Raw genomic sequence first — 24,556 nt, forward strand, 5'->3', positions numbered from 1 at the left:
CAGACCGGACCGGGAGGACTCCCACACATCATCCTCACTGTTGGGAAGGGCACCTTCTACAACGCATGGCGTTAAGAAGGTGCCCTTCCTTTCGGGTCAGGGGGTGCGGAGGCGGAGGCGGGTGCGGGCGGCGGGCCAGTCGGCGGCGAGCATGCTGAAGGTGACCGTGTCGCGCCAGGTGCCGTCGGGGCGCAGGCGGTGGTGGCGGTGTACGCCCTCGCGCTGGGCGCCGAGGCGGGCGATCGCGGCCTGGGAGCGCTCGTTGCGGTGGTCGGTGTGCCACTCGACGCGCTCGCAGCCCAGCACGTCGAAGGCGCGTTCCAGCAGCAGCAGCTTGGACTCGGTGTTGACGCCGGTGCGCCACGCCTTGCGGGCCAGGAAGGTGTGGCCGATGCCGAGCTGGCGGTGCCGGGTGTCGATGGCGTAGTACGACGTGGTGCCGAGGACCTCGCCGGTGGCGCTGTCGCGCTGCAGCCACGGGACCCGCTCGCCGCGGTGCCGCATCTCCAGCGCGGTCTCGATGTGCGCGGCCATCTCGGCCCGGTCGCGCGGCGGGCGGCTGCTCAGCCAGCGCCAGACCTCCTCGTCGCCGCCGACGGCGGCGAACAGGTCGTCGGTGTGCGCGAGGTCGAGCGGCTCCAGGGTCACGTGGGCGCCGCGCATCACCACGGGCTCGTGCCACGGGCCGCGTTCGAGGCCCAGGTAGTCGGGGACGGGCACGGTGACGCCGGGGGCCGGCTCGGGGCGGCCCTGCTCGACGCGCAGCGGCAGCACGCCCGCCCAGTGCGGCAGGGCCAGGTCCTCGTCGTCGTCGCCGGCGGTGCCGGTGCGGGCGCGCACCGAGACCTCGTCGAGCGGCAGCGCGAGCAGGACGGTCTGGGCCAGCTCCTTGGCCGACGGCGGCCGGGTCCGCGCGGCGTGGCCGGGCGCGATCTTCTCGGCCAGCGCGGTGAACACGCGGCGCCTCTCCGCCTCGTCGGTGACCGGCACCGCGGTGCCGTGGGCGATCACCGAGCGGTAGTTGGCGCTGTGGTGGAACTGCGAGCGGGCCAGCACCAGCCCGTCGAGGTGGGTCACGCAGGCGGCCACGCGCAGCCCGCCGCGGGACTCCAGCCCCATCCGGCCGCCGCTGGAGCCGTGCAGGTAGAGCGTGTCGTCGACGCGTACGTGCAGGGTGGGCAGGACCCGCGGCTCACCGTCGAGCACGAAAGAGAGGGTGCAGTGCCACGCCTCGTCGAGGATCGCGTGCGCGGCGGCGCGGTCGTAGGACATGCGCTCGCGCATGCGCAGCGCCGTGGTGCGCGGGGTCTGCGGGTAGCCGTCCATGCCCGCCTCCTTGACTCGAAATTTCGTACTAGTACATACTTGGCTTTGTGACAGTACGATATCCGATCACCGGTGGCACGGCAACGGCGATAGCGGCCTCCGTCGAGGAGGGGGTGCGCCGCGGCGCCCTCGCTGCGGGCGACGCGCTGCCGAGCGTGCGCGCGCTCGCCGCCGAGCTCGCGGTCAGCCCGGCCACCGTCGCGGCGGCCTACCAGCGGCTGCGCGACCGGGGGATCGTGGTCACCGCGGGCCGCCACGGCACCCGGGTGCGTGCGGTCACCCCGATCTCGACGTCCCGCGCGGTCCGGTCGGTGCCGCTGCCCGCCGGGGTGCGCGACCTGTCCGACGGCGAGCCCGACCCGGCCCTGCTGCCCGACCTCGCGCCGGTGCTGCGCGCGGTCGCCGACGAGCTCGCCGCCGGGGCCGCGATGCCGCTGCGCTACGCCGACGCCGGGCCGCTGCCCGAGCTGCTCGACCGGGCCCGGACCCGGCTGCCGCAGCTGCCCCGCGACGCGGCATACACCCTGGTCAACGGGGCTCTGGACGGGCTGGACCGGTTGCTCGACGCGCGGCTGCGGCCCGGCGACCGGGTGGCCGTGGAGGACCCCGGCTGGGCCGCGCTGCTCGACCTGGTCGCGGCCCGCGGGCTGGTGCCGGTGTCCATGCCGGTCGACGACGAGGGCCCCACCACCGACGGGGTGCGCGCGGCGCTGGCCGCCGGGGCGCGCGCCGCGATCGTGACCGTGCGGGCGCAGAACCCGACCGGCGCGTCGGTCAGCGCGGCCCGCGCCGCGGCGCTGCGCCCGCTGCTGCGCGACGTGTTCGTGATCGAGGACGACCACGCGGGGGAGCTGGCCGCGGTGCCGCTGCACCCGGTCGCGTCCGGGCCGGCCTGGGCGTTCCTGCGCAGCGCGAGCAAGCCCTACGGCCCCGACCTGCGGTGCGCGGTGCTCGCCGGGGACGCCGAGACCGTCTCCCGGGTGGCGGGACGGCTGCGCCTGGGCGCCGGCTGGGTCTCCGGGCTGCTGCAGCGCACCCTGCTCGCGCTGTGGACCGATCCCGAGGTGGCCGCGGGCATCGCCGCCGCAGGGCGGGTGTACGACGAGCGCCGCAGCGCCCTGCTCGCGGCCCTGCACGCGCGCGGCCTGGCCGCGACCGGGCGCACCGGGATCAACGTGTGGGTGCCGGTGCCCGACGAGACCGGGGCCGTCGCGTCGCTGCGCGACGCCGGGTACGCGGTCACCCCCGGCCACGTCTTCCGCACCGCCACCGGCCCCGGCATCCGTCTCACCATCGCCACCCTGCGCCCGGAGGAGGCGGACCCGCTCGCCGCCGCGGTCGCCGCCGCCGTCCACCCCCACCCCGGCGCCCTGCGCTGACCCGTTCTCTCTACGCGGCACCCAGATAGACGTTGGCCTATCACATCGACTCAATCGAGATCGAAGTCGATGTGATAGGCCAACGTCAATGCAAAAGCGGGGCAGCAGGCCCGAGCGGGCCGCGGCCGGCTCAGCCGAAGAGGTCGTCGAGGAACGACTCCTTGTGCTTCTTGTGGTGGCCGTGGCTCTGGTGCTTGTCGTAGCGGGGGTACTCGCCCGAGTCGTGGTCGCGGTAGCCGTGGGACGAGTGCTGCTGGGGCGGCGGCGGGGCGGCGTGCTGCTGCTGCGGGCGGCTGCCGTGCCAGGCGTTCTCGGCCTGGGTGAGGCGCTCCAGCTCGCCGCGGTCGAGGAAGATGCCCCGGCAGTCGGTGCACTGGTCGACGGTCACCCCGTTGCGCTCGTACTGCCGCATCTGGCCGTGGCATTTCGGGCATGTCATCTGCATACGGCCGAGCCTACCCAGCGGTGTCCAGAGCCGATCATGGGTAATCCGCGGCCCCGGCGCGGGCCGCGCCGTACGGTGACGGCATGACGACGTTGCACGGCGACCGGGTGACGCTGCGCCCGGCCGGCCCCGCGGACGTGGACCGGCTCGCCGCGATCCGCGCCGCCCCCGAGGTGCACGTGCGCTGGCAGGGCGAGGACCTCGCCGCGGAGATCGCCGACGACCTGGACGACCCGGACCTGGAACTGCTCGTCGTCGAGCACGACGGGCGGGTCGTCGGGGCGATCCAGTGGTCCGAGGAGTCCGATGCCATGTACCGGCACGCGGGCATGGACCTCTACCTCGACCCGGCGGTGCACGGCCGGGGGCTGGGCTCCGACGCGGTACGCACGCTGGCCCGGCACCTGATCGACGAGGTGGGGCACCACCGCCTGGTGATCGACCCCGCGGCGGACAACATGGCGGCCATCGCCTGCTACGCCAAGGTGGGCTTCCAGCCGGTGGGCGTGATGCGCCGCTACGAGCTGGGCCCGGACGGCACCTGGCACGACGGCCTGCTCATGGACCTCCTCCCGGAGGACCTGCGCTGACCCCGGAAACGGCGAAGATCGCCGTCTCAGGTCAGGAAGCGGGCTCGCGCCACGCTCTCCCACCTGAAACGGCGACCTTCCCCCGCCCGACAAACCGGGCGCACCCGTGACTAGCGACGCAGCCAGGGCAGCGACGGGTCGAGCAGGTCGCGCTCCTTGAGGTCGGTGTAGAGCGGGACCTCGTCGGGGAAGTAGCCCCACGCGTGGTCGCCGCCGTCGACCGGGTCGTCGATCCGGCCCTCGAGCGCGCCGACCAGCTGGCGCTGGACCGGGTTCAGCCGCGCCACGTGCTCCGGCGCCGGCCGCTCGTCGCGGGTCGCGATCCAGCGGAAGGTGTAACCGAAGAAGACCGCCTTGCGGGTGATCTCCGAGTAGTTGTTCGAGCGCGCGTGCCAGATGCGGCGGTCGAAGAAGACCGCGTCACCGGGGTGTACGCAGACCTCGGTCGCGCCGGCCGGGTCGGGCCACTCGATGTCGCGGCTCGGCGGGCCGTCGATCCGGTTCATCTTGTGGCTGCCGGGCACGACCTTGAAGTTGCCGCGGCCGGGCTCGGAGACGTCGGAGAGCCAGAACGCCAGCTTGACCGACAGGCGCGGGCGCGGGTCGGTCTCCAGCTCGCCGTTCTGGCGGCCGCCGTCCTGGTGCCACTCGAAGCGGTAGGGCTTCGGCTGCTTGATCGGCGGGTGCACGTCGAGGTGCGAGTGGTAGACGTGCACGTTCCAGCCGATCATCGACCAGACCAGCGGGAACACCGCCGGGTGGTCGACGAGGCCGTTCAGCTCGGGGCAGCTGGCGACGGCGCTGAGCTTGTGCAGCGAGGCGTCCGGGCCCAGCTTTCCGACAGCCGCGTGCTCGGCGTAGACGCGGTCGACGGCGGCGGCGTAGTGCGCGACCTCGTCGGGCGACAGCACGTTGCGAACGATCAGGTAGCCGTCGCGCTCGAACTGCTCACGCTGCTCGGCAGTCATCGCGCGAGGCGTGACGGGGGTGATGGTCACGGGATGGTCCTCCCCGATCGGCTGGGTGGCGCGACGACGCGTCGCCCAGTGGCTCTTTCCGAGGTGACAGCGGCGCTGCCTCCTCGCACAGGACGTTCCAGCGGGGCCCGGAGTTGCCGAACGTGGCGCGGTCTGACCGGACGGTTGATGCCCGGTCGGGGGGACCGCTTCACGTGGCCCGTACTGGGGGTTCAGTTCGCCGACGACGATACCCGAGTCATTCTCAACCGGCCGGGGCCGGTGCGAGCGACGTCGATCAGGCAAGGTAGGTGATGCGTACGCACCCCTTACCACCCCCGGGAGTCCCTCATGGCGCCGAACGCCACCGCGCGCGCCGCGGTGCAGGCCAGAACCATCCGGCTGCTCATGATCGTCGAAGTCGTCAGCGGTCTCGGCGTGGCGATGGGCATCTCGGTGGGTGCGCTGCTGACCCGCGAGATGGCCGGCACCGCGCTGTCCGGCGTCGCGCAGAGCGCCGCCGTGGTGGGCGGCGGCGTGCTGGCGGTGCCCGCCACCGCGCTGATGAGCCGGTACGGCAGGCGCCCCGGCCTGGCCCTGTGCTACCTGGTCGGAGCGGTGGGCGGGGTCGGTGTGCTCGCCTCGGCCCTGCTGGACTCGATCCCGCTGCTGTTCGTCGGCTTCTTCCTGTTCGGCGCGGGCAGCACGGCCAAGCTGCAGTCCCGCTACGCCGCCACGGACCTCGCCGAGCCGCACCGGCGCGGGCGGCAGCTGTCGCTGGTGGTCTGGTCCACCACGCTGGGCGCGGTGGTCGGCCCCAACCTGGCCGCCCCGCTCGGCCACGCGCTCGACGGGTACGGCGTGCCCGTGCTGGCCGGACCGTTCGCCTTCGCGGCGGCGTCCTTCCTGCTCAGCGCCCTGCTGCTGACCGTCTTCCTGCGCCCCGACCCGCTGCTGCTGGCGCAGGCGGCCGGGGAGACGCAGATCACGGCACCCGTCCCGGCAGTGGCCGCGGCGCCGGTCGCCGCGACCGTGCCGAGTGCCGCGACCGGACCGGTCGCCGCGACCGGGCCGGAGCCTGCGACCGGGGCCGGCACCGGCGCCGGGCTTGAGGCCGCGATCGGGCCGAGCGCCGGGACCGGGCTCGGCACGGTGATCGGGTCGAGCGCTGCCACCGGGCCGGGTGCCGCGCCGACCGGGGGAGCCGCGGCCGCCCGTGGCGCCGGGCAGACGCTGGGGGCCGCGGCGCGGGCGGTGCTGGCGTCGCCGCCGGCCCGGCTCGGCATGGCCGCGATGGCGCTGGGCCACCTGGTCATGGTCGCGGTCATGGCGATGACCCCGGTGCACATCGGCGAGGGCCACAGCGCCCCGGACACGCTGCGCATCGTCGGCTTCGTGCTCAGCCTGCACGTGGCCGGCATGTACGGCCTGTCCCCGGTGGTCGGCTGGCTGGCCGACCGGGCGGGCCGGCTGCCGGTGATCCTGGGCGGGGTGGCGCTGCTCATCGCCGCCTGCGCGGTGGCGGGCACGGCCGGGCACGACACCGCCCGGCTCACCGCCGCGCTGATCATGCTGGGGCTGGGCTGGTCGGGCACCATGGTCGGCGGCTCGACGCTGTTCACCGAGTCGGTGCCGATGGCGGTCAAGGCCCGCGCGCAGGGCCTGTCCGACCTGGTCACCGGGCTGGCCGGGGCGGGCGCCGGGGTGCTGTCCGGGATCGTGGTGGAGCTGTCCGGGTATCCCGTGCTGACCCTGCTCGCCGGGCTGAGCACCATTCCGCTGCTCGCGCTGGCGCTGCGCCCGACGACGCTGGCCGCCGTGGCGCGGGCGAAGGTGGCAGACTAGCCGGATGCGACGGACCGACTTCTGGGAACGGCTGACCGCGGTGTTCGGTCCCGCCTACGCCGCCAGCGTCGCCGCCGACCAGGTGCTGCCGCAGCTGGGCGGGCGGACGATCGACAGCGCCCTGGCCGACGGCGAGGAGGTGCACCTCATCTGGCGCGCGGTGTGCGACCACTACGCCGATCGGGTGCCCGCGCGCCTGCGCTGAGCCCCGCGCGCAGGAGGCCGGACGGCACGGTAAGCCTGCGGACACGCCTACGGCGTGGCAGGATGGCGCTCGTACACATGTTCGGCTATCGTCCTGACCAGTGCTCCGGATGACGCGTGCTTGTCCACAGGCTGGCGTGCCCGCATCGCCTTTGTCGGACCCAGCGCCTAGCGTGTCCGCGTGACGGTGACGAAGAAGGCTGCGAAGTCGGCGACTGACAGTGCCCTAAAAGAGGTGGCGACGAAGATGGCGACCAACCCCGATAAGAGCAAGGCCCTCGACCTGGCGCTCGCCCAGATCGACAAGCAGTTCGGCAAGGGCTCGGTGATGCGCCTCGGCGAGCGCCCGCAGGTGCAGATGGCGATCATCCCGACCGGCTCCATCGCGCTCGACGTGGCGCTGGGCATCGGCGGCCTGCCGCGGGGCCGCATCGTGGAGATCTACGGTCCGGAGTCCAGCGGAAAGACCTCGCTGGCCCTGCACGCGATCGCGAACGTGCAGCGCGGCGGCGGCATCGCGGCGATCATCGACGCCGAGCACGCCCTCGACCCGGAGTACGCCAAGGCCCTCGGCGTCGACACCGACGCCCTGCTGGTCTCCCAGCCCGACACGGGTGAGCAGGCGCTGGAGATCGCGGACATGCTGGTGCGCTCCGGCGCGCTGGACCTCATCGTGATCGACTCGGTGGCGGCGCTGGTGCCCCGCGCCGAGATCGAGGGTGAGATGGGCGACAGCCACGTCGGTCTGCAGGCCCGCCTCATGAGCCAGGCGCTGCGCAAGATGACCGGTGGTCTGAGCAGCTCCAACACCACGGCGATCTTCATCAACCAGCTGCGCGAGAAGATCGGCGTCATGTTCGGCAGCCCGGAGACCACCACCGGTGGTAAGGCGCTGAAGTTCTACGCCTCGGTGCGCATGGACATCCGCCGCATCGAGAGCCTGAAGGACGGCACCGAGGTCGTGGGTAACCGCACCCGCGTCAAGGTGGTCAAGAACAAGGTCGCCTCGCCGTTCAAGCAGGCCGAGTTCGACATCATGTACGGCAAGGGCATCTCGCGCGAGGGTTCGCTGATCGACGTGGGCGTCGAGCAGAACATCATCCGCAAGGCCGGCGCCTGGTACACGTACGAGGGCGACCAGCTGGGCCAGGGCAAGGAGAAGGCGCGCGAGTTCCTGAAGGAGAACCCGGACGTCGCGGCCGAGATCGAGAAGAAGATCCTGGAGAAGCTGGGCGTGGGCCAGTCGGGTGCCTCCGACGCCGCCGGCGGCCCGGCGCTGCCCCCGGTCGACTTCTGATCGGCCCGCCCGAGAGCTGACACACCCTCATGGTGGGACGACGGCGTGGTGCGCGCACCGGCCGGGGATGGGACGCGAAGCCGCCCGCCCCGGCCCGGTCCGCGCGCCCCGGCGACGACCCGGACGACCCGTCCGGGCAGGTTGACGACGACCGGCACGGGCGGGACGGCTCCCCGGGCACGGGCGGCGGTGCCGCCGCGGCCCGGTCGGCCGGCGGCGGCTGGGGCCGCTACGGCGGGCGCGGCCGGGGCGGGCCGCCCGACGGCTCCGAGAGCGTCGCCGGCGGGGAGCCCCGCTCGCGGCGCGAACGTGAGCAGGCCGCCAGGGATCCTCACGAGCTGGCGCGGGAGATCTGCCTGCGCCAGCTCGCCGTGCGCCCGCGCACCCGGGCGGAGCTGGCGGCGGCCCTGGCCAAGCGCGGCGTGACCGAGGAGGTCGCCGCGTCGGTGCTGGACCGCTACGACGAGGTCGGCATCATCGACGACGCGGCGTTCGCGCGGGCCTGGGTGTCCAGCCGTCATCACGGCCGCGGCCTGGCCGCCCGCGCGCTGAGCCAGGAGCTGCGCCGGCGCGGGGTGGACCAGGAGGTCGTCACCGAGGCGCTGGCCGAGCTGGACGACGAGACCCAGGAGCGCACCGCGTACGAGCTGGCCGTGCGCAAGCTGCGGACCACGCGCGGCGAGCCGGACGCCGTGTTCCGCCGGGTGGTGGGCGCGCTGGCGCGCAAGGGCTACCCGGGCGGAGTGGCGGTGCGCGCGGTCAAGGAGGCGCTGGCCGCCCGCAGCGCCGAGGACGCGGAGCTGGCCGAGCTGATCGACCCGGACGCGTACGAGCTGCCCGAGCAGTGACGTCCGGCGCGGCCCGGTGGAGCAGCGCGCCGTACCGGACAGTGAGATGGAGAACACCTTCCGGAGTCGGGTTCGCGACACGCCGGGAACGACGCGTGTCGGTGGGTGCGTCACAGTTCGGCAACGGTGGTACGCCGGACAACCGGACACAATGGGCGATGCGTCCTTCTTGGTGTCCGATCATGAGTTCTTGACCGGACCACCATCGGCAACCTAGCCTCGCAGGAGAGGTATCACCGACCAGTACGTGTTAAACCACACAACATAGAACGTGTAACAGTACGACAACAGTTTTGCCTGGTGAGGACACGCGCAGCCGCTGTACCCCTGCGGCTGCTTACATGTAGTGGCAGCTCAGGGCCGTTGTAGCGGTTCGAGAGCGATGGTGCGTAGGCGCGCCTGCCCGAAACGGGCGGGTAGCGCCGAATCGTGCCGTGCGCGTCGTGTTGCGGGTCCGCGCACTCGGTCGGTCTGCCTCCGCGCCGGCACCACCGTGTCGGCGGACAGGAACGTCAGGAGGCGGCCATGAGCGAGTACGGGCGAACGGCATGACCCCGATGGAAGGGGTGCTGCTCGCAGCGGTCATCGTTCTCGCCCTCCTGGTGGCGGGGACGCTGGCGCTGGGCGTACGGCTGATGCGCCGCCTGAGCGCCCCCACCGCCCCCACCGGACAGCCGCTGAGCGTCATCGTCGACGACCCCGAGGCCGTGGCCGAGCGGGAGCGCCAGCGCCAGACCCTGGTCGAGCTGCAGAACTCGGTCGCCGACGCGCAGGCCGCGCTGGAGACCGAGCGCCGCTCCGTCGCCTCCGCCCGCGCCGAGGCGACCGCCGTGCGGGCCGAGAACGCCGCGGCCAAGGCCGAGGTGGCCACGGCCCGGGCCGAGGCGCAGCGGGTGCTCGACGCGGCCCACGCCGAGGCCGACACCGTGCTGCAGCGGGCCCACCGGCAGGCCGAGGAGGACGCCGAGCAGGTGCGGTCCACCGCCCGGCGCACCGGCGAGCGCGAGATCGCGATGCTCACCTCCACCGCGAAGGAGCAGGCGGCCGAGGCGGAGCGCCGGCTGCAGCGCCTCGACGAGCGCGAGCGCATGCACGCCGCCGAGGCCGAGCGGCTGGCCGAGCGCGAGCGCCAGCACGTCGAGGAGGCCGAGCGCATGGCCGAGCGGGACCGGCGCATCGCCGCCGCCGAGGCCGAGCTGGGCAAGTGGGAGCTGGCCCTGCAGGCCAAGGAGCAGGAGCTGGCGCAGGCCCAGGAGCAGCGCCGCAAGGAGCTGGAGCGGGTCGCCGGGCTGACCGCGGACGCGGCCAAGACCGAGCTGGTGGAGAGCATCGAGGTGCAGGCCAAGCGCGAGGCGGCGCTGCTGGTGCGCGACATCGAGGCCGACGCCCGGTCCACCGGCGAGTCGCGGGCCCGGCACATCGTGGTCGACGCGATCCAGCGGGTGGCCAGCGAGCAGACCGCCGAGAGCGTGGTCAGCGTGCTGCACCTGCCCAGCGACGAGATGAAGGGCCGGATCATCGGCCGCGAGGGCCGCAACATCCGGGCCTTCGAGACGGTCACCGGCGTCAACCTGATCATCGACGACACCCCCGAGGCGGTGCTGCTGTCCTGCTTCGACCCGGTGCGCCGGGAGGTCGGCCGGCTCACCCTGGAGAAGCTGGTCCTCGACGGGCGGATCCATCCGCACCGCATCGAGGAGGTGTACGACGTCGCCCGGTACGAGGTGGAGCGGATGTGCCAGCGCGCTGCGGAGGACGCGCTGGTCGAGGTCGGCATCACCGACATCCACCCCGAGCTGGTGACCCTGCTCGGCCGGCTGCGCTACCGCACGTCGTACGGGCAGAACGTGCTCAAGCACCTGGTGGAGACCGCGCACATCGCCGGGATCATGGCCGCGGAGCTCAAGCTCGACCCCGACCTGATCAAGCGCTCGGCGTTCCTGCACGACATCGGCAAGGCGCTCACCCACGAGGTGGAGGGCTCGCACGCGCTGATCGGCGCCGACGTGGCCCGCCGGTTCGGCGAGAGCGACGAGGTGGTGCATGCGATCGAGGCGCACCACAACGAGGTGCAGCCGCAGACCATCGAGGCGGTGCTGACCCAGGCCTCGGACGCCTGCTCCGGCGGTCGGCCGGGGGCGCGGCGGGAGTCGCTGGAGGCGTACGTCAAGCGGCTGGAGCGCATCGAGGAGATCGCCGGGGCCAAGAGCGGCGTCGACAAGGTCTTCGCGATGCAGGCCGGCCGGGAGATCCGGGTCATGGTGCGCCCGGAGGAGGTCGACGAGATCGGCGCCGCGGTGCTGGCCCGGGACGTGGCCAAGCAGATCGAGGAGGAGCTGACCTACCCCGGCCAGATCCGCATCACCGTCGTCCGCGAGTCCCGCACCACCGAGATCGCCCGCTGACGCACCCCGCCGCCGGTCCGGGGGACCGTGGTGAACGCCGAAGATCGCTGGTTTGTGTCAGAACCTGAAGTGTGACTGCACCTCTCGACACGAATCAGCGATCTTCCCGGCGCATCCGGCCCGGTGAGAGGGCTGGCCGGCGGTGGGCTGACGTCGAAGGCCCCCTCCCGGAGCGCCGGGAGGGGGCCTTCGCGCGTGTCGAGCGGGCGTCAGGCGGCTACGCCGCCGCCGTCGCCCAGGCCCGCGGCGGCCGTGTTCGCGGCGGCGGCCCTGGTGCCGGGGTTGGTCACGCCGCGGCGGTCGGCCCGGCGCTTGAGCAGGTGCGCGATCAGGGTGAGCGTCGCGTTGATCACGATGTAGATCAGCGCCAGCACGAAGAACGTCGGCACCACGTTGCCGAACACCGCGTAGCTCTTGCTGCCCTCGAGCATCAGCTCGGGGTAGGCCACGATGTAGCCGAGCGCGGTGTCCTTGAGCACGACGACGAGCTGGCTGACGATCACCGGCAGCATGCTGCGCGCCGCCTGCGGCACCAGGATCATCCGCATGACCTGCGACTTGACCAGGCCGAGGCTGTACGCGGCCTCCGACTGCCCCTTCGGCACCGCGAGGATGCCCGCCCGGAACGCCTCGGCCAGCACCGAGCCGTTGTAGAAGGTCAGGCCGATGACGACCGACCAGAACGGCTCGACGAACGTGCCGAAGACCCAGAACCCGCCGTACGACAGGAAGAAGATCATCAGCAGCACCGGCACGGCGCGGAAGAACTCGACGACCACGCCCGCGGGCACCCGGACCCAGCGGTGGTCGGACAGCCGGGCGGCGCTGAACACCAGGCCGAAGGCGAGCGCGAACAGCATGGCCAGGGCGGCGGCCTCGACCGTGGCCAGCAGACCGGGCAGGGCGTAGTCGGTCCAGAAGTTGACCGGCTGGCCGTTCTGGGCGATGACCGTGCCGAAGAACGGCTCCCACTTCTGCCAGGTCCACTGCTCGGTGCCGTCGAAGGCCCGGTAGATGCCGTAGAGGCCGGCGAGCAGCAGCACCGCGAAGACGACGCTGAGCACGCGGTTGCGCAGGCGGGCGCGGGGGCCGGGGTGGTCGTAGAGCACGCTCGCGCTCATCGGGCCTCCAACCAGTCGGGGCGGGACGGGTGCGGGGCGGTGGTCATCGGCGCACCGCCAGGCGGTTGGCCAGCGCGCTGAAGCCGTAGCCGACGGGCACCAGCAGGGCGACGAAGGTCAGCGCGAAGACCGCGAAGATCGCGATCGTCTGGTCGCCGCGGGCCTCGATGAGGGTCTTCATCGCGTTGGAGGCCTCGGCAACGCCGATGACGCCGGCGATGGTGGCGTTCTTGGTCAGGGCGATGACGATGCTGCCCAGCGGGGCGACCACCGAGCGCATGGCCTGCGGCAGGATGATCAGGCGCAGGTTCTGGGCGAAGGTCAGCCCCAGCGCGCGGGCCGCCTCGGCCTGGCCCAGCGGCACCGTGTTGATGCCGGAGCGGATCGCCTCGCAGACGAACGCGGCCGTGTACGCCGACAGGCCGGTGACCGCGAGCCAGTAGTTGTTGACGTGGATGTCGTCGGAGAACTCGACGCCCACCGCGCTGTAGAGCCCGAAGAAGCAGAACAGGATGATCAGCGTCAGCGGGGTGTTGCGGAACAGGTGCACCCAGCCCGCGCCCACGGCGCGCAGCACCGGCACCGGCGACACCCGGCACGCCGCCAGCAGCAGGCCCAGCACCAGCGCCAGCAGCGAGGAGGCGCCGGTCAGCTTCAGGATCATCAGGAAGCTGTCGATGTACAGCTGCAGGTTCGCCGGATCGGAGAAGACGTCCATCCTCGCCCTTCAGTAATGCTCGGCCGTCACGAATGCGGGTGGGACGGGCGGCGGCCGCCCGTCCCACCCGGGATGATCACGCGGGGCAGTTGCTCAGCTTGCTGACGTCCAGGGTCGGCGCCGGGGTGCCGCTCTTGCCGAGCGTCGCGTCCCAGGCCGCCTTGTACGAGCCGTCGGCCACCGCGGCCTTCAGGATGTCGTTGATCTTGTTGCAGCCGGCCTTGTCCTCGAGCTTGAGGCCGATGCCGTAGGGCTCCGAGGAGAACGGCTTGCCGACGACCTTGAACTTGCCCGCGAACTGCGACTGGGCCGCGTAGCCGGCGAGGATGATGTCATCGGTGGTCACCGCGTCCACGGTGCCGTTGTTCAGCGCCTCGACGCACTTGGAGTACGCGTCGAACTCCTGCAGCTGCGCCTTCGGGAACTGCTCCTTGATCCGCTTGGCCGGGGTGGAACCCGCCACCGAGCAGACCTTCTTGCCCTCCAGGCCCTCCGGGCCGGCGATCGTCGAGTCGGTCTTGACCAGCAGGTCCTGACCGGCGGTGTAGTACGGGCCGGCGAAGTTGACCTTCTTCTTCCGGTCGTCGTTGATGGTGTACGTCGCCACCACGATGTCGACCTGGCCCGACTGGATGAACGGCTCACGGTTGGCCGACACGGTCGTCACGTAGGTGTTCTTCGCCGGGTCGCCGCCGAGGCCCTTCGCGATGATCTTCGCGATCTCGACGTCGAAGCCCTCGTAGGTGCTGCCGGTCTGCAGGCCGAGACCGGGCTGGTCCGCCTTGACACCGAACTTCAGGGTGCCGGCGGTCGCCTTGCCCACCAGCGGGCTCTCGCCCGACGGGGTGCCCGGGGTCTCGCTCTCGCTGCCGCACGCGGCGACGCCGAGCGCGAGCACTGCCACGGCCGCCACGGCGGCCAGACGCTTCATACGCATGGAATGTGTCCTCCCTCATCAGCCCGGCCCCACGGTCAGCGGCGCCGGAGTTGCACCCGCCGTCGGTCACGACGACGGAGTCTCAGTGCTGCAGGACCTTCGACAGGAAGTCCCGCGCCCGCTCGCTCTTGGGGTTGCCGAAGAACTCGGCCGGCGGGGCTTGCTCCACCAGCTGGCCGTCAGCCATGAAGGCGACCCGGTCGGCGGCGGCCCGCGCGAAGCCCATCTCGTGGGTGACCACGATCATGGTCATGCCCTCCTTGGCGAGCGAGGTCATGACGTCCAGCACCTCGCCGACCATCTCCGGGTCCAGCGCGCTGGTGGGCTCGTCGAACAGCATCGCCTTGGGCTGCATGGCCAGCGCACGGGCGATCGCCGCCCGCTGCTGCTGGCCGCCGGACAGCTGCACCGGCAGCTTGTCGGCCTGGTTGGCGATGCCCACCCGGTCGAGCAGCGACAGCGCGCGCTCGCGGGCCACCGCCTTGCTCTCCTTGCGCACCTTGACCGGGCCGAGCATCACGTTCTCGAGCACGCTCATGTGCGCGAACAGGTTGAACGACTGGAAGACCATGCCGACCTCGCTGCGCAGCCGCGCCAGGGCGCGGCCCTCGTCGGGCAGCTCGCGGCCGTCGAAGCGGATGGAACCCGAGTTGATCGTCTCCAGCCGGTTGACGGCGCGGCACAGCGTCGACTTGCCGGAGCCGGACGGGCCGATCACCACCACCACCTCGCCGCGGTCGACGGTGAGACTCACGTCGCGCAGCACGTGCAGGTCTCCGAACCACTTGTTCACCGCGTCCAGCACAATGAGCGGTTCGTGGGACATGCCACCGTCCTTTCGGCTTCCTAACATCGTCGTCCCAGTGACCTTAGAACGGCCGCAGCCTCGGAGCAGCGGCTGGATGGTCACGAGCGGGTAACTCTCCCGGATTGCCTACCCGCCGCGGTCACCGGATACCCTGGTCGGTTGAGATGACTACCCAGCCTGAAACCCAGCCCGCGCCCGCCCGCACCTACGAGGTGCGCACCTATGGGTGCCAGATGAACGTGCACGACTCCGAGCGCATCTCGGGCCTGCTCGACGGTGCGGGCTACGTCCGGCTGGACCCCGCCGCGGAGCCCGGACGCACCCCCGACGTGGTGGTCTTCAACACCTGCGCGGTACGCGAGAACGCCGACAACCGCCTCTACGGCAACCTCGGCCACCTGCGCCCGGTGAAGGACAAGCACCCGGGCATGCAGATCGCGGTCGGCGGCTGCCTGGCGCAGAAGGACCAGGGCGAGATCGTCAAGAAGGCGCCGTGGGTCGACGTCGTGTTCGGCACGCACAACATCGGCTCGCTGCCGGTGCTGCTGGAGCGGGCCCGGCACAACGAGCAGGCCCAGGTCGAGCTGCTGGAGTCGCTGGAGGTCTTCCCCTCCACGCTGCCGACCCGGCGCGAGTCGACGTACTCCGGCTGGGTGTCGATCTCCGTGGGCTGCAACAACACCTGCACCTTCTGCATCGTGCCCAGCCTGCGCGGCAAGGAGAAGGACCGCCGCCCCGGCGACGTGCTCGCCGAGGTCGAGGCGCTGGTCGCCGAGGGCGTCCTGGAGGTCACCCTGCTCGGCCAGAACGTCAACACGTACGGCGTCGAGTTCGGCGACCGGCTGGCCTTCGGCAAGCTGCTGCGCGCCACCGGCAGGCTGCAGGACAAGGGGCTGGAGCGGGTGCGCTTCACCAGCCCGCACCCGGCGGCGTTCACCGACGACGTCATCGAGGCGATGGCGGAGACCGCGAACGTCTGCCACTCGCTGCACATGCCGCTGCAGTCGGGCTCCGACGCGGTGCTGAAGGCGATGAAGCGCTCGTACCGGGCCGACCGGTACCTGTCGATCATCGACAAGGTGCGGGCGGCGATGCCGGACGCGGCGATCACCACGGACATCATCGTCGGCTTCCCCGGGGAGACCGAGGCGGACTTCGAGCAGACCCTGCGGGTCGTCCGCGAGTCCCGCTTCGCCAGCGCGTTCACCTTCCAGTACTCGATCCGCCCCGGCACGCCCGCGGCGACCATGGACGACCAGATCCCGAAGGCCGTGGTGCAGGAGCGCTACGAGCGGCTCGTCGCCGCCCTGGAGGAGATCACCTGGGCGGAGAACAGGAAGCTGGTCGGCCGCGAGGTCGAGGTGCTGGTCGCGGTCGGCGAGGGCCGCAAGGACCAGGCCACCGGCCGGATGTCCGGCCGCGCCCGCGACGGCCGGCTGGTGCACTTCGCGGTGAGCCCGGAGCAGGCCGCCCTGGTGCGCCCCGGCGACATCGTGCACACGGCGGTCAGCTACGCCGCGCCGCACCACCTCAACTGCGACGGGCCGCTGGTGTCGCACCGGCGCACCCGGGCCGGCGACGCGTACGAGGCGGGGCGCGCGGTGCGTACCCCCGGCGTGCTGCTCGGGCTGCCCACCATCGGCAAGCCGCCCGCGCAGCCCGCCCCCACCGGCGGCGCCTGCGCCACCTGCTGAGGAGCGTTTTCCCTCCCGGATCCGTTAAGAAGGGCACCTTCTTCTACGCATAGCGTGAAGAAGGTGCCCTTCCTTTCTGGGAAACGCGGGGCTGAGCTGCGCGGATATTTGCCAAACGGACATTAGGTTTGAATCCCGGTATTGTCGGCGAAATCAAGTAATCCTCTGTCTTGGTTTCTCCTCCATCTCCCCGGGAGACCCGCATGCGAACTGGTGTTTGGCTGGTCGGAGGGCGGGGGTCGGTCGCCGTCACCAGCATGGTCGGAGCCGTCGCGCTGCGCGCGGGGCTCGCCGAGCCCACCGGATGTGTCACGGAACTGCCCCAGCTGCGCAGCCCCGCCCTGCCGGGCCTGGGCGACCTGGTGTTCGGCGGCCACGACGTGATCTCCACGCCGCTGCTCAAGCGGGCCGAGGCGCTCGCCGACGCCGGCGTCCTGCCCGCCCGCCTGGTCACCGCGCTGCAGCCCGACCTGAGCGCGCTCGACACCCAGGTGCTGGCCACACCGCGCGGCGCGACCCAGGCCGAGACCGCCGCGCTCGTCGCCGCCGACCTCGACGAGTTCCGCCGGCGCCACGAGCTGGACCGGGTCGTCGTGGTCAACGTGTCGTCCACCGAGCCCGCCGCCGCGCCGCACGAGGCGCACGCCGCGCTCGACCTGCTGCACGCGGCCCTGCGCGGCGACGCCACGGTGCTGCCGCCCAGCTCGCTGTACGCGTACGCGGCGTTCGGCGCGGGCTGCTCGTTCGTCGACTTCACCCCGTCCACCGGGGCGCGGCTGCCCGCGCTGGCGCAGCTGGCCTACGAGCGGGGCGTGCCGTACGCCGGGCACGACGGCAAGACGGGGGAGACCCTGGTCAAGTCGGTGCTCGCGCCGATGTTCGCGATGCGCAACCTGACCGTGCGCACCTGGTCCGGGGCGAACCTGCTCGGCGGCGGCGACGGCGCGAACCTGGCCCAGCCCGCGCCCAACGCCGCGAAGGCCGCCAGCAAGCAGCGGGTGCTCGCCGAGACGCTGGGCTACCAGCCGCAGGGCGACACGCGCATCGAGTACGTCGAGGACCTGGGCGACTTCAAGACCGCCTGGGACCTGGTCACCTTCCACGGGTTCCTGGGCACGCCGATGCGCCTCGACTTCACCTGGCACGGCTGCGACTCGGCGCTGGCCGCGCCGCTGGTGCTGGATCTGGCCCGGCTGACCGCTGCCGCGCACACGGCCGGGCGCAGCGGACCGCTGCCGGAGCTGGCGTTCTTCTTCAAGGACCCGCTGGGCGACGTGCCGCACGGCCTGTCCGCGCAGTGGGAGGCACTGGTCCGCATGGTGGAGGGCCTCGCGTGACCGCGGTGCCCGAGGCGATCCCGGCCGCCCGCGCGCTGCGCGTCGCCCAGGGCCAGCGGGTCCCCGCCCGGCAGGCGGATCTGCGCCAGACGGCCGCCCGCGAGGCGGTCGCCGCGGACCGTGCAGGCGCGGTCGCGCCGGTGGCCGCGGTCCGCTCGGGTGTGGTCGCGCCGGTGGCGGAGGATCGCGCGGCTGTGGTCGCGCCGGTGGCGGCGCATCGTGGGACCGGCTCGGTCGTCCGCCCGGTGGCTGCCGGGGCGAGGCCCGCGCACGCGCGCCCGGGTCCCGTTCTTCGGCGTGACGCCGGCGCGTCGGCAGATCTTGTGCAGTTGATGTCGCCAGGGCGACACGAAGTGCACAAGATCTACGCGAGGCCTCTTGCGGAGGGCGGCGGGAGCCGCTGGAAGGCGACGTTGCGGGCGGTGGCGGAGCTGGTGCGGGCGCCTGCGGCGCTGTCGGTGCCGGGGGACGTGATCGCGGGGGCCGCGGCGGCGGGCACGCTCGACCGGCGTACCCCCGGACTGGCCGCGGCGTCGGTGTGTCTCTACTGGGCGGGGATGGCGGCCAACGACTGGGCCGACCGGGAGCTGGACGCGGTGGAGCGGCCGGAGCGGCCGATCCCGAGCGGGCGGATCACGCCTGGGACCGCGCTGGGCCTGGCGGCCGGGCTCACCGCCGCCGGGGTCGGGCTGGCCGCGTGGGCGGGCGGGCGCCGCGGCCTGGCGACGGCAGCGCCGCTGGCCGCGATGGTCTGGGCGTACGACGTGAAAGCCAAGAACACCGCGGCCGGTCCCGCCGCGATGGCCGCCTGCCGGGGGCTCGACGTGCTGCTCGGCGCGTCGTCCGGGCGGGTCGGCAAGGCGGTGCCCGCGGCGCTGACCGTCGCCGCGCACACCTGGACGGTGACCGCGCTGTCGCGGCGGGAGGTGTCCGGCGCGGACACCCGGCTGCCGCTGACGACGCTGGCCGGCACCGTCGCCGTCGCCGCGACCGCGGTCGGCGTGAGCTCCCGCCGGGGCAGGCGCGCGTGGCTGCCCGCCGCCCTGGCGGGCTGGTACCTGACGCACTACGGGCGGGCGCAGGCCCGCGCCGCCGCCGAGCCGAGCGCCGCGCGCGTACGCGAGGCCGTCGGCTCGGGCATCACCGGCCTGCCGACCCTGCAGGGGACGCTCGCCGCCCGCCACGGGTCCGGCCTGGCCGGGCTCGCCCTCGCCGCCGCCGCGCCGCTGGCCCGGCGCCTGGTCCGGAGGATCTCCGCCACATGAACCTGCGTTTCGGGTACGGCACCAACGGCTTCGCCAACCACCGCCTCGGCGACGCGCTGGCCGTGCTCGCCGAGCTGGGCTACGACGGGGTCGCGCTCACCCTCGACCACCACCACCTGGACCCGTACGCCCCCGGCCTGGCCCGCCGCGTCTCCGGTCTGGCCACCAGGCTGATGGAGCTGGGCCTGTCGGTGGTGGTCGAGACCGGGGCCCGCTACCTGCTCGACCCGCGCCGCAAGCACGCGCCCACGCTGCTGCACGACGAGCGCGAGGTGCGGCTGGACTTCCTGCTGCGCGCCGTGTCGATCGCGTCCGACCTGGGCGCGGAGGCCGTGTCGTGCTGGTCGGGGGTGCGCCCGCCCTCGGTCGATCCGCAGCTGGCCTGGGACCGGCTGGTCGACGGCTGCGCCCGGCTCACCGAGGCCGCCTCGAAGGCGGGCGTGCCGGTCGGCTTCGAGCCGGAGCCGGGCATGTTCGTGCAGGACCTGGCGGGCTGGCGCACGCTGCACCGGGCGCTGGGCATGCCGCGGGTGTTCGGGCTGACCCTCGACATCGGGCACTGCCGCTGCCTGGAGCCGGAGCCCATCCCCGACTGCATCGCGGCGGCCGCGCCGTACCTGGTGAACGTGCAGATCGAGGACATGCGCCGGGGCGTGCACGAGCATCTGGAGTTCGGCGAGGGCGAGATCGACTTCCCGCCGGTGCTGCGGGCGCTGTCCGCGGCCGGATACCGCGGGCTGGTCGGGGTGGAGCTGCCCCGGCACTCGCACGCCGCGCTGGAGGTGGCCCGCCGCTCGCTGTCGTTCCTGCGCAAGGCCGCGGGTCAGCCCGCCGCCGCGGTCAAGCCGCCGGCCGCGCCCGGCCAGCGCCGCCCGACCGGGGCGGTGCCCGGACCGGAGGTGCTGCGCGCCGCGCTGGCTTGTGTCGACGACGGCGGCTGGCTGGACGAGGCGCTGCGCCGGGTCGCCGCCGACCCGTCGGTGATCAGCCGGTTGTTCCCCGCCGCGGCGCGCCGCTGCGGCCGGGGCCCGGTGGGCGTGCCCGGCTGGACCGCCGACGAGGCGGCGCGGGCCGTGCTGCTGGCGACGCTGCCCGCCGAGCGCACGGGCGCGCAGGTCCGCGCGCTCTACCGGTACGGCGACGCCGCCGAGAAGCGCGCGGTGCTGCGCGCGCTGCCGATGCTGCCGATCGGCGCCAGCGCGGTCGAGCTGCTGCACGACGCGATCCGCACCAACGACACCCGGCTGGTGGCCGCGGCGCTGGGCCCGTACGCGGTGCACCTGGACGCCGCCGCCTGGCGCCAGGCCGTGCTCAAGTGCGTGTTCATGGAAATCCCGCTGTCGGTGGTGGACGGGCTGGAGCACCGCGCCGACGCCGAGCTCGCCGCCATGCTCGCCGGGGTCGCCGACGAGCGCGGCGCCGCCGGACGGCGGCTGCCCGCCGACGCCGCGGCGCTGCTGGAACGCCTCACCGCCGAGAAGGGCATCTGATGCGCATCTTCGACCCGCACGTGCACATGACCTCACGCACCACCGACGACTACGAGGCGATGGCCGCCGCCGGGGTGCGCGCCGTGGTGGAGCCGTCGTTCTGGCTGGGCCAGCCGCGCACCAGCCCCGGCTCGTTCGCCGACTACTTCGACGCGCTGATCGGCTGGGAGCCGTTCCGGGCCGGGCAGTTCGGCATCCGGCACTTCGCGACCATCGCGCTGAACCCGAAGGAGGCCAACGACCCGCGCTGCCGCGAGGTGCTGGAGCTGGTCCCGCGCTACCTCGACAAGGACGCCGTGGTCGCGGTGGGCGAGATCGGGTACGACTCGATGACCCCGCAGGAGGACGAGGCGTTCGCGGTGCAGCTCGGGCTGGCCGTGGAGTACGACCTGCCGGCGCTGGTGCACACGCCGCACCGGGACAAGGTGCGCGGCACCCAGCGCAGCCTCGACGTGGTGCGCGAGTCCGGCATCGAGCCGGGCCGGGTGGCGATCGACCACCTGAACGAGGTGACCGTGGAGCTGGTCCGCGACACCGGCTGCTGGCTGGGCTTCTCGATCTACCCGGACACCAAGATGTCGCCGCCGCGCATGGTGGAGCTGCTGCGCCGGTACGGCTGCGAGCGCATGCTGGTCAACTCGGCCGCCGACTGGGGCCGCTCGGACCCGCTGCTCACCCTGCGCACCGGCGAGGCGATGCTGGCGGCGGGGTTCACCGAGGACGACGTGGACCGGGTGCTGTGGCGCAACCCGGTGGAGTTCTACGGCGCGTCGGGCCGGCTCGACCTGGCGGACGCCGCCGAGGTGGACGCCGCCGGCGACGCATCCGGCCCGACCGGCGAGTTCGCCGGGAACTCGATCAAGCGTGGGGGCGCCTGATGCGGCTGGCACACCCCGACGGGCAGACGGTGCACCTGAGCTACTGCACCAACGTCCACCCGGCAGAGGACCTCGACGGCATCGTCGCGCAGCTCGACGCGTACGGCACCCCCATCCGGGAGCGGCTCGACGCCGACGTGCTCGGGCTGGGCCTGTGGCTGGCCGCCCCGGCCGCCTCGGCGCTGGCCGCCGAACCGCACCTGCGCCGCAGGCTGCGCCGGGAGCTGGACCTGCGCGGGCTGGAGGTGGTCACGCTCAACGGCTTCCCGTACCAGTCCTTCCAGGCGGAGGTGGTCAAGCACGCCGTCTACCACCCGGACTGGACCACCCCGGAGCGGCTGCGCTACACCCTGGACCTGGCCCGGGTGCTGGCCGACCTGCTGCCCGACGACGCGGTGCGCGGCTCCATCTCCACCCTGCCGCTGGCCTGGCGCGAGCCGTGGGGCCCGGCGCAGGCGGGCATGGCGCAGCGGGTGCTCGACGAGCTGGCCGACGGGCTGGCCGGGATCGCGGGCACCACCGGGCGCACGGTGCAGGTCGGGTTCGAGCCCGAGCCGGGCTGCGTGGTGGAGACGACCGAGCAGGCGGCGCGGCTGTGGGCCGGGATGGACGGCGACTGGCTCGGCGTCTGCCTCGACCTCGCGCACCTGGCCTGCGCCTGGGAGGAGCCGGCCGAGGCGCTGTCCCGGCTGGCCAAGGCCGGGCTGCCGGTGGTCAAGGTGCAGGTGTCGGCGGCGCTGACCGCCGACGACCCGGTCGCCGCCGAGGCGGCCCTGCGCGGGTACGACGAGCCGCGCTTCCTGCACCAGACCCGGGGCGCGCGCGGCGAGGCCGCCGACGACCTCGGCGAGGCGCTGGACCGGCTGCTGCCGCGCCCCCGGCGCACGCCGCAGCCGTGGCGGATCCACTACCACGTGCCGCTGCACGCCGAACCCGCCGCGCCGCTGGGCAGCACCCTGCCCGAGCTGCGGGTGGCGCTGAAGGAGCTGTTCGGCGGGCCGGTCGCGGGCTGCGACCACGTCGACGTGGAGACGTACACCTGGCAGGTGCTGCCGCCCGCGCAGCGGCCGACCACCCCGGAGCAGCTCGCCGCCGGCCTGGCCGCCGAGCTGGCGTTCGCCCGCGACGAGCTGTGCGCGCTGGGGCTGACCCCGTGCCCGCCCGCCGAGCCGCTGGGCACCATGGAGCTGCAGGAGGTCCGCCCGTGGACGCCGTGACCCCGCTGGTCGTGCTGGACGTGGTCGGGCTGACCCCGCGCCTGCTGGAGCACATGCCCCGGCTGCGGGCGCTGGCCGGATCCGGCTTCGCCGCGCCGCTGGGCACGGTGCTGCCCGCGGTCACCTGCTCCGCGCAGTCCACCCTGCTGACCGGGGTGCTGCCCGCGCAGCACGGCGTCGTCGGCAACGGCTGGTACTTCCGCGACCTGGGCGAGGTGCTGCTGTGGCGGCAGCACCACGCGCTGGTCGGCGGCGAGAAGGTGTGGCAGGCGGCGCGCCGCGCCCGGCCCGGCTACACCGTGGCCAACATCTGCTGGTGGTACGCCATGGGCGCGGACGTGGACTGGACCGTCACGCCCCGGCCGGTGTACCGGGCGGACGGCCGCAAGGAGCCCGACTGCTACACCGACCCGCCGCAGCTGCACCGGGCCCTCACCGCCGAGCTGGGCACGTTCCCGCTGTTCCAGTTCTGGGGGCCGGGCGCGGGCCTCGCCTCGTCCCGCTGGATCGCGAACGCGGCCCGGCACGTGCTGCGGGCGCACCAGCCCGACCTGACCCTGGTCTACCTGCCGCACCTCGACTACGACCTGCAGCGCTTCGGCCCGTACGGCCCCGAGGCGGCGGCCGCCGCCCGCGAGCTGGACGGGGTCGTCGGCCCGCTGCTCGACGACGCGACGGCGCGCGGCGCGACCGTGGTGGCGCTGTCGGAGTACGGCATCACGCCGGTGCGCCGGCCCGTGGACGTCAACCGGGCGCTGCGCGCCGAGGGCCTGCTCCGGGTGCACACCCAGGCCGGCATGGAGTACCTCGACCCGTGGACGTCGCGCGCGTTCGCCGTCGCCGACCACCAGCTCGCGCACGTGTACGTGCCCGACCCGGACGACCGCCGGATCGTCGCGAAGATCTGCGCGAACCTGCCGGGGGTGGCCGAGGTGCTCGACGAGGCGGGCAAGGCCCGGCACGGGCTGGACCACCCGCGCTCCGGCGAGCTGGTGCTGGTCGCCGAGCCGGACTCGTGGTTCACGTACTACTACTGGCTCGACGACGCCCGCGCCCCGGACTTCGCGCGCCTGGTGGAGATCCACCGCAAGCCCGGCTACGACCCGGCGGAGCTGTTCTTCGACCCGGCCGCGCCGCTGGCCGCCAAGCGCCGGGCCGCGACCGCGCTGCTGCGTAAGAAGCTCGGCATGCGCTACCTGATGAGCGTCGTCGGCCTGGACGCCGGGGCGCTGGCCGTCCGCGGCTCCCACGGCCGGCTGCCCGACCACCCCGCCGACGGCCCCCTGCTCATCTGCTCCGACCCCGCCCAGTCCCGCGACTCCTTCGCCGCCACGGACGTCAAACCGCTCCTGCTCCGCCTCGCCGGCCTCACCCCCTGACCCACCCCACCCCCACCGCCACCGCCCGGCCGGGCGCGGGCGTCCCGGTGCCGCAACTCTTGACGAGTCGCGGCCTCGATGTGTCTTCGAGGCCGCGACTCGTCAAGAGCTGCGGCAGGTAGATCGGCGGGCCGGCCAGGTCGCGGGCCGGCCAGGTCGCGGGCTGGGCTGGGTCGCGGGCTGGGCTGGGTCGCGGGGCGGGGTCGGTGCCAGGAGGACCCCGCCGGCCCGGCGCTGGCAGGCGCGGTCGGGCCGGCGAGACCTGGCACCCTTCCCGGCGGTCGCCGGGGGATCGATGCAGGGCGCCAGGAGCCCTCATGACCGGACACGCGGGGCGGGAAACCCCCGACTAGTCCGATGCGGACGGTCGCTTTGCTCTGCACACATATACGCACCAGAGCCGCGCGTGCGTATATG

Annotated in this window: 21 protein-coding genes; 14 read left to right on the forward strand and 7 right to left on the reverse strand. The window is 73.3% G+C overall.

The features are described 5' to 3' along the window. Positions 1-96 precede the first annotated feature (96 nt). Entirely contained in the window at positions 97-1,326 is a 1,230-nt protein-coding gene (locus AB0J67_RS27255) for a bifunctional pyridoxamine 5'-phosphate oxidase family protein/GNAT family N-acetyltransferase (protein ID WP_363486309.1), read from the reverse strand. 47 nt (positions 1,327-1,373) lie between these two features. Here AB0J67_RS27255 and AB0J67_RS27260 point away from each other — a divergent pair, with 47 nt between their 5' ends. Next, positions 1,374-2,705, forward strand: a complete 1,332-nt coding sequence (locus AB0J67_RS27260; protein ID WP_363486310.1) for an aminotransferase class I/II-fold pyridoxal phosphate-dependent enzyme — start codon at positions 1,374-1,376, stop codon at positions 2,703-2,705. A gap of 130 nt (positions 2,706-2,835) precedes the next feature. On the opposite strand, the gene AB0J67_RS27265 is transcribed toward AB0J67_RS27260, so the two are convergent. After that, the gene (locus AB0J67_RS27265; RefSeq protein WP_363486311.1) at positions 2,836-3,150 is read right to left on the reverse strand and encodes a zf-TFIIB domain-containing protein; all 315 of its coding nucleotides are present in this window, start codon (positions 3,148-3,150) and stop codon (positions 2,836-2,838) included. An 83-nt stretch (positions 3,151-3,233) separates the two neighbouring features. Here AB0J67_RS27265 and AB0J67_RS27270 point away from each other — a divergent pair, with 83 nt between their 5' ends. Further along, complete coding sequence (locus AB0J67_RS27270; RefSeq protein WP_363486312.1) at positions 3,234-3,740, forward strand: GNAT family protein; 507 nt, start codon at positions 3,234-3,236, stop codon at positions 3,738-3,740. A 110-nt stretch (positions 3,741-3,850) separates the two neighbouring features. On the opposite strand, the gene AB0J67_RS27275 is transcribed toward AB0J67_RS27270, so the two are convergent. After that, positions 3,851-4,738, reverse strand: coding sequence for a phytanoyl-CoA dioxygenase family protein (locus AB0J67_RS27275; protein ID WP_363486313.1), 888 nt, complete (start codon positions 4,736-4,738; stop codon positions 3,851-3,853). A 309-nt stretch (positions 4,739-5,047) separates the two neighbouring features. Here AB0J67_RS27275 and AB0J67_RS27280 point away from each other — a divergent pair, with 309 nt between their 5' ends. The 5 genes from AB0J67_RS27280 to rny all read left to right on the forward strand — a co-directional run bounded on the left by AB0J67_RS27280 (position 5,048) and on the right by rny (position 11,295). Beyond that, on the forward strand, positions 5,048-6,541 hold the full coding sequence (locus AB0J67_RS27280) for an MFS transporter (RefSeq protein WP_363486314.1): 1,494 nt from the start codon (positions 5,048-5,050) through the stop codon (positions 6,539-6,541). Positions 6,542-6,545: 4 nt separating this feature from the next. After that, complete coding sequence (locus AB0J67_RS27285) at positions 6,546-6,746, forward strand: DUF3046 domain-containing protein (RefSeq protein ID WP_363486315.1); 201 nt, start codon at positions 6,546-6,548, stop codon at positions 6,744-6,746. A 246-nt stretch (positions 6,747-6,992) separates the two neighbouring features. Further along, complete coding sequence (gene recA / locus AB0J67_RS27290; RefSeq protein ID WP_363486330.1) at positions 6,993-8,042, forward strand: recombinase RecA; 1,050 nt, start codon at positions 6,993-6,995, stop codon at positions 8,040-8,042. Positions 8,043-8,071: 29 nt separating this feature from the next. After that, positions 8,072-8,890, forward strand: coding sequence for a regulatory protein RecX (locus AB0J67_RS27295; RefSeq protein WP_363486316.1), 819 nt, complete (start codon positions 8,072-8,074; stop codon positions 8,888-8,890). Between the two features lie 548 nt (positions 8,891-9,438). Continuing rightward, entirely contained in the window at positions 9,439-11,295 is a 1,857-nt protein-coding gene (gene rny / locus AB0J67_RS27300; RefSeq protein ID WP_363486318.1) for a ribonuclease Y, read from the forward strand. A gap of 209 nt (positions 11,296-11,504) precedes the next feature. On the opposite strand, the gene AB0J67_RS27305 is transcribed toward rny, so the two are convergent. The 4 genes from AB0J67_RS27305 to AB0J67_RS27320 form a co-directional block, all read right to left on the reverse strand. Further along, positions 11,505-12,416: an amino acid ABC transporter permease gene (locus AB0J67_RS27305; RefSeq protein WP_363486319.1), complete on the reverse strand. Its 912-nt coding sequence runs from the start codon at positions 12,414-12,416 to the stop codon at positions 11,505-11,507. A 43-nt stretch (positions 12,417-12,459) separates the two neighbouring features. Then, positions 12,460-13,134, reverse strand: a complete 675-nt coding sequence (locus AB0J67_RS27310) for an amino acid ABC transporter permease (protein ID WP_363486320.1) — start codon at positions 13,132-13,134, stop codon at positions 12,460-12,462. 76 nt (positions 13,135-13,210) lie between these two features. Continuing rightward, entirely contained in the window at positions 13,211-14,071 is an 861-nt protein-coding gene (locus tag AB0J67_RS27315; RefSeq protein WP_363486321.1) for a glutamate ABC transporter substrate-binding protein, read from the reverse strand. 82 nt (positions 14,072-14,153) lie between these two features. Next, the gene (locus AB0J67_RS27320) at positions 14,154-14,897 is read right to left on the reverse strand and encodes an amino acid ABC transporter ATP-binding protein (RefSeq protein ID WP_363486322.1); all 744 of its coding nucleotides are present in this window, start codon (positions 14,895-14,897) and stop codon (positions 14,154-14,156) included. A 146-nt stretch (positions 14,898-15,043) separates the two neighbouring features. Here AB0J67_RS27320 and miaB point away from each other — a divergent pair, with 146 nt between their 5' ends. From miaB to AB0J67_RS27355, 7 genes are all read left to right on the forward strand, one after another. After that, positions 15,044-16,573, forward strand: coding sequence for a tRNA (N6-isopentenyl adenosine(37)-C2)-methylthiotransferase MiaB (gene miaB, locus AB0J67_RS27325; protein ID WP_363486323.1), 1,530 nt, complete (start codon positions 15,044-15,046; stop codon positions 16,571-16,573). Positions 16,574-16,776: 203 nt separating this feature from the next. Continuing rightward, a complete protein-coding gene (locus tag AB0J67_RS27330; protein ID WP_363486324.1) occupies positions 16,777-17,910 on the forward strand; it encodes an inositol-3-phosphate synthase in 1,134 nt (377 codons plus the stop codon). A gap of 422 nt (positions 17,911-18,332) precedes the next feature. Continuing rightward, a complete protein-coding gene (locus tag AB0J67_RS27335; RefSeq protein WP_363486325.1) occupies positions 18,333-19,175 on the forward strand; it encodes an SCO3242 family prenyltransferase in 843 nt (280 codons plus the stop codon). Further along, positions 19,172-20,665 carry an EboA domain-containing protein gene (locus AB0J67_RS27340; RefSeq protein WP_363486326.1) on the forward strand — a complete coding sequence of 498 codons (1,494 nt, stop codon included), beginning with the start codon at positions 19,172-19,174 and terminating at the stop codon, positions 20,663-20,665. Before AB0J67_RS27335 ends, AB0J67_RS27340 begins: the two co-directional genes overlap by 4 nt. Further along, a complete protein-coding gene (locus AB0J67_RS27345; RefSeq protein WP_363486327.1) occupies positions 20,665-21,543 on the forward strand; it encodes a TatD family hydrolase in 879 nt (292 codons plus the stop codon). The genes AB0J67_RS27340 and AB0J67_RS27345 overlap by 1 nt, the downstream gene beginning before the upstream one ends. After that, complete coding sequence (gene eboE, locus AB0J67_RS27350; protein WP_363486328.1) at positions 21,543-22,760, forward strand: metabolite traffic protein EboE; 1,218 nt, start codon at positions 21,543-21,545, stop codon at positions 22,758-22,760. Before AB0J67_RS27345 ends, eboE begins: the two co-directional genes overlap by 1 nt. Beyond that, positions 22,748-24,139: a nucleotide pyrophosphatase/phosphodiesterase family protein gene (locus AB0J67_RS27355; RefSeq protein WP_363486329.1), complete on the forward strand. Its 1,392-nt coding sequence runs from the start codon at positions 22,748-22,750 to the stop codon at positions 24,137-24,139. Before eboE ends, AB0J67_RS27355 begins: the two co-directional genes overlap by 13 nt. The last annotated feature ends 417 nt before the right edge of the window (positions 24,140-24,556 follow it).

The organism is Catellatospora sp. NPDC049609 (genome assembly GCF_040675365.1).
In the GTDB taxonomy this organism is placed as follows: Bacteria; Actinomycetota; Actinomycetes; order Mycobacteriales; family Micromonosporaceae; genus Catellatospora.

Excerpts from the sequence above, each read along its gene's own strand:
- AB0J67_RS27255 (WP_363486309.1), bottom strand. The coding sequence starts at position 1,326 with ATGGACGGCTACCCGCAGACCCCGCGCACCACGGCGCTGCGCATGCGC.
- AB0J67_RS27265 (WP_363486311.1), bottom strand. The coding sequence starts at position 3,150 with ATGCAGATGACATGCCCGAAATGCCACGGCCAGATGCGGCAGTACGAG.
- AB0J67_RS27270 (WP_363486312.1), top strand. The coding sequence starts at position 3,234 with ATGACGACGTTGCACGGCGACCGGGTGACGCTGCGCCCGGCCGGCCCC.
- AB0J67_RS27280 (WP_363486314.1), top strand. The coding sequence starts at position 5,048 with ATGGCGCCGAACGCCACCGCGCGCGCCGCGGTGCAGGCCAGAACCATC.
- AB0J67_RS27285 (WP_363486315.1), top strand. The coding sequence starts at position 6,546 with ATGCGACGGACCGACTTCTGGGAACGGCTGACCGCGGTGTTCGGTCCC.
- recA (WP_363486330.1), top strand. The coding sequence starts at position 6,993 with ATGGCGACCAACCCCGATAAGAGCAAGGCCCTCGACCTGGCGCTCGCC.
- AB0J67_RS27295 (WP_363486316.1), top strand. The coding sequence starts at position 8,072 with ATGGTGGGACGACGGCGTGGTGCGCGCACCGGCCGGGGATGGGACGCG.
- rny (WP_363486318.1), top strand. The coding sequence starts at position 9,439 with ATGACCCCGATGGAAGGGGTGCTGCTCGCAGCGGTCATCGTTCTCGCC.
- AB0J67_RS27305 (WP_363486319.1), bottom strand. The coding sequence starts at position 12,416 with ATGAGCGCGAGCGTGCTCTACGACCACCCCGGCCCCCGCGCCCGCCTG.
- AB0J67_RS27310 (WP_363486320.1), bottom strand. The coding sequence starts at position 13,134 with ATGGACGTCTTCTCCGATCCGGCGAACCTGCAGCTGTACATCGACAGC.
- AB0J67_RS27315 (WP_363486321.1), bottom strand. The coding sequence starts at position 14,071 with ATGCGTATGAAGCGTCTGGCCGCCGTGGCGGCCGTGGCAGTGCTCGCG.
- AB0J67_RS27320 (WP_363486322.1), bottom strand. The coding sequence starts at position 14,897 with ATGTCCCACGAACCGCTCATTGTGCTGGACGCGGTGAACAAGTGGTTC.
- miaB (WP_363486323.1), top strand. The coding sequence starts at position 15,044 with ATGACTACCCAGCCTGAAACCCAGCCCGCGCCCGCCCGCACCTACGAG.
- AB0J67_RS27330 (WP_363486324.1), top strand. The coding sequence starts at position 16,777 with ATGCGAACTGGTGTTTGGCTGGTCGGAGGGCGGGGGTCGGTCGCCGTC.
- AB0J67_RS27340 (WP_363486326.1), top strand. The coding sequence starts at position 19,172 with ATGAACCTGCGTTTCGGGTACGGCACCAACGGCTTCGCCAACCACCGC.
- AB0J67_RS27345 (WP_363486327.1), top strand. The coding sequence starts at position 20,665 with ATGCGCATCTTCGACCCGCACGTGCACATGACCTCACGCACCACCGAC.
- eboE (WP_363486328.1), top strand. The coding sequence starts at position 21,543 with ATGCGGCTGGCACACCCCGACGGGCAGACGGTGCACCTGAGCTACTGC.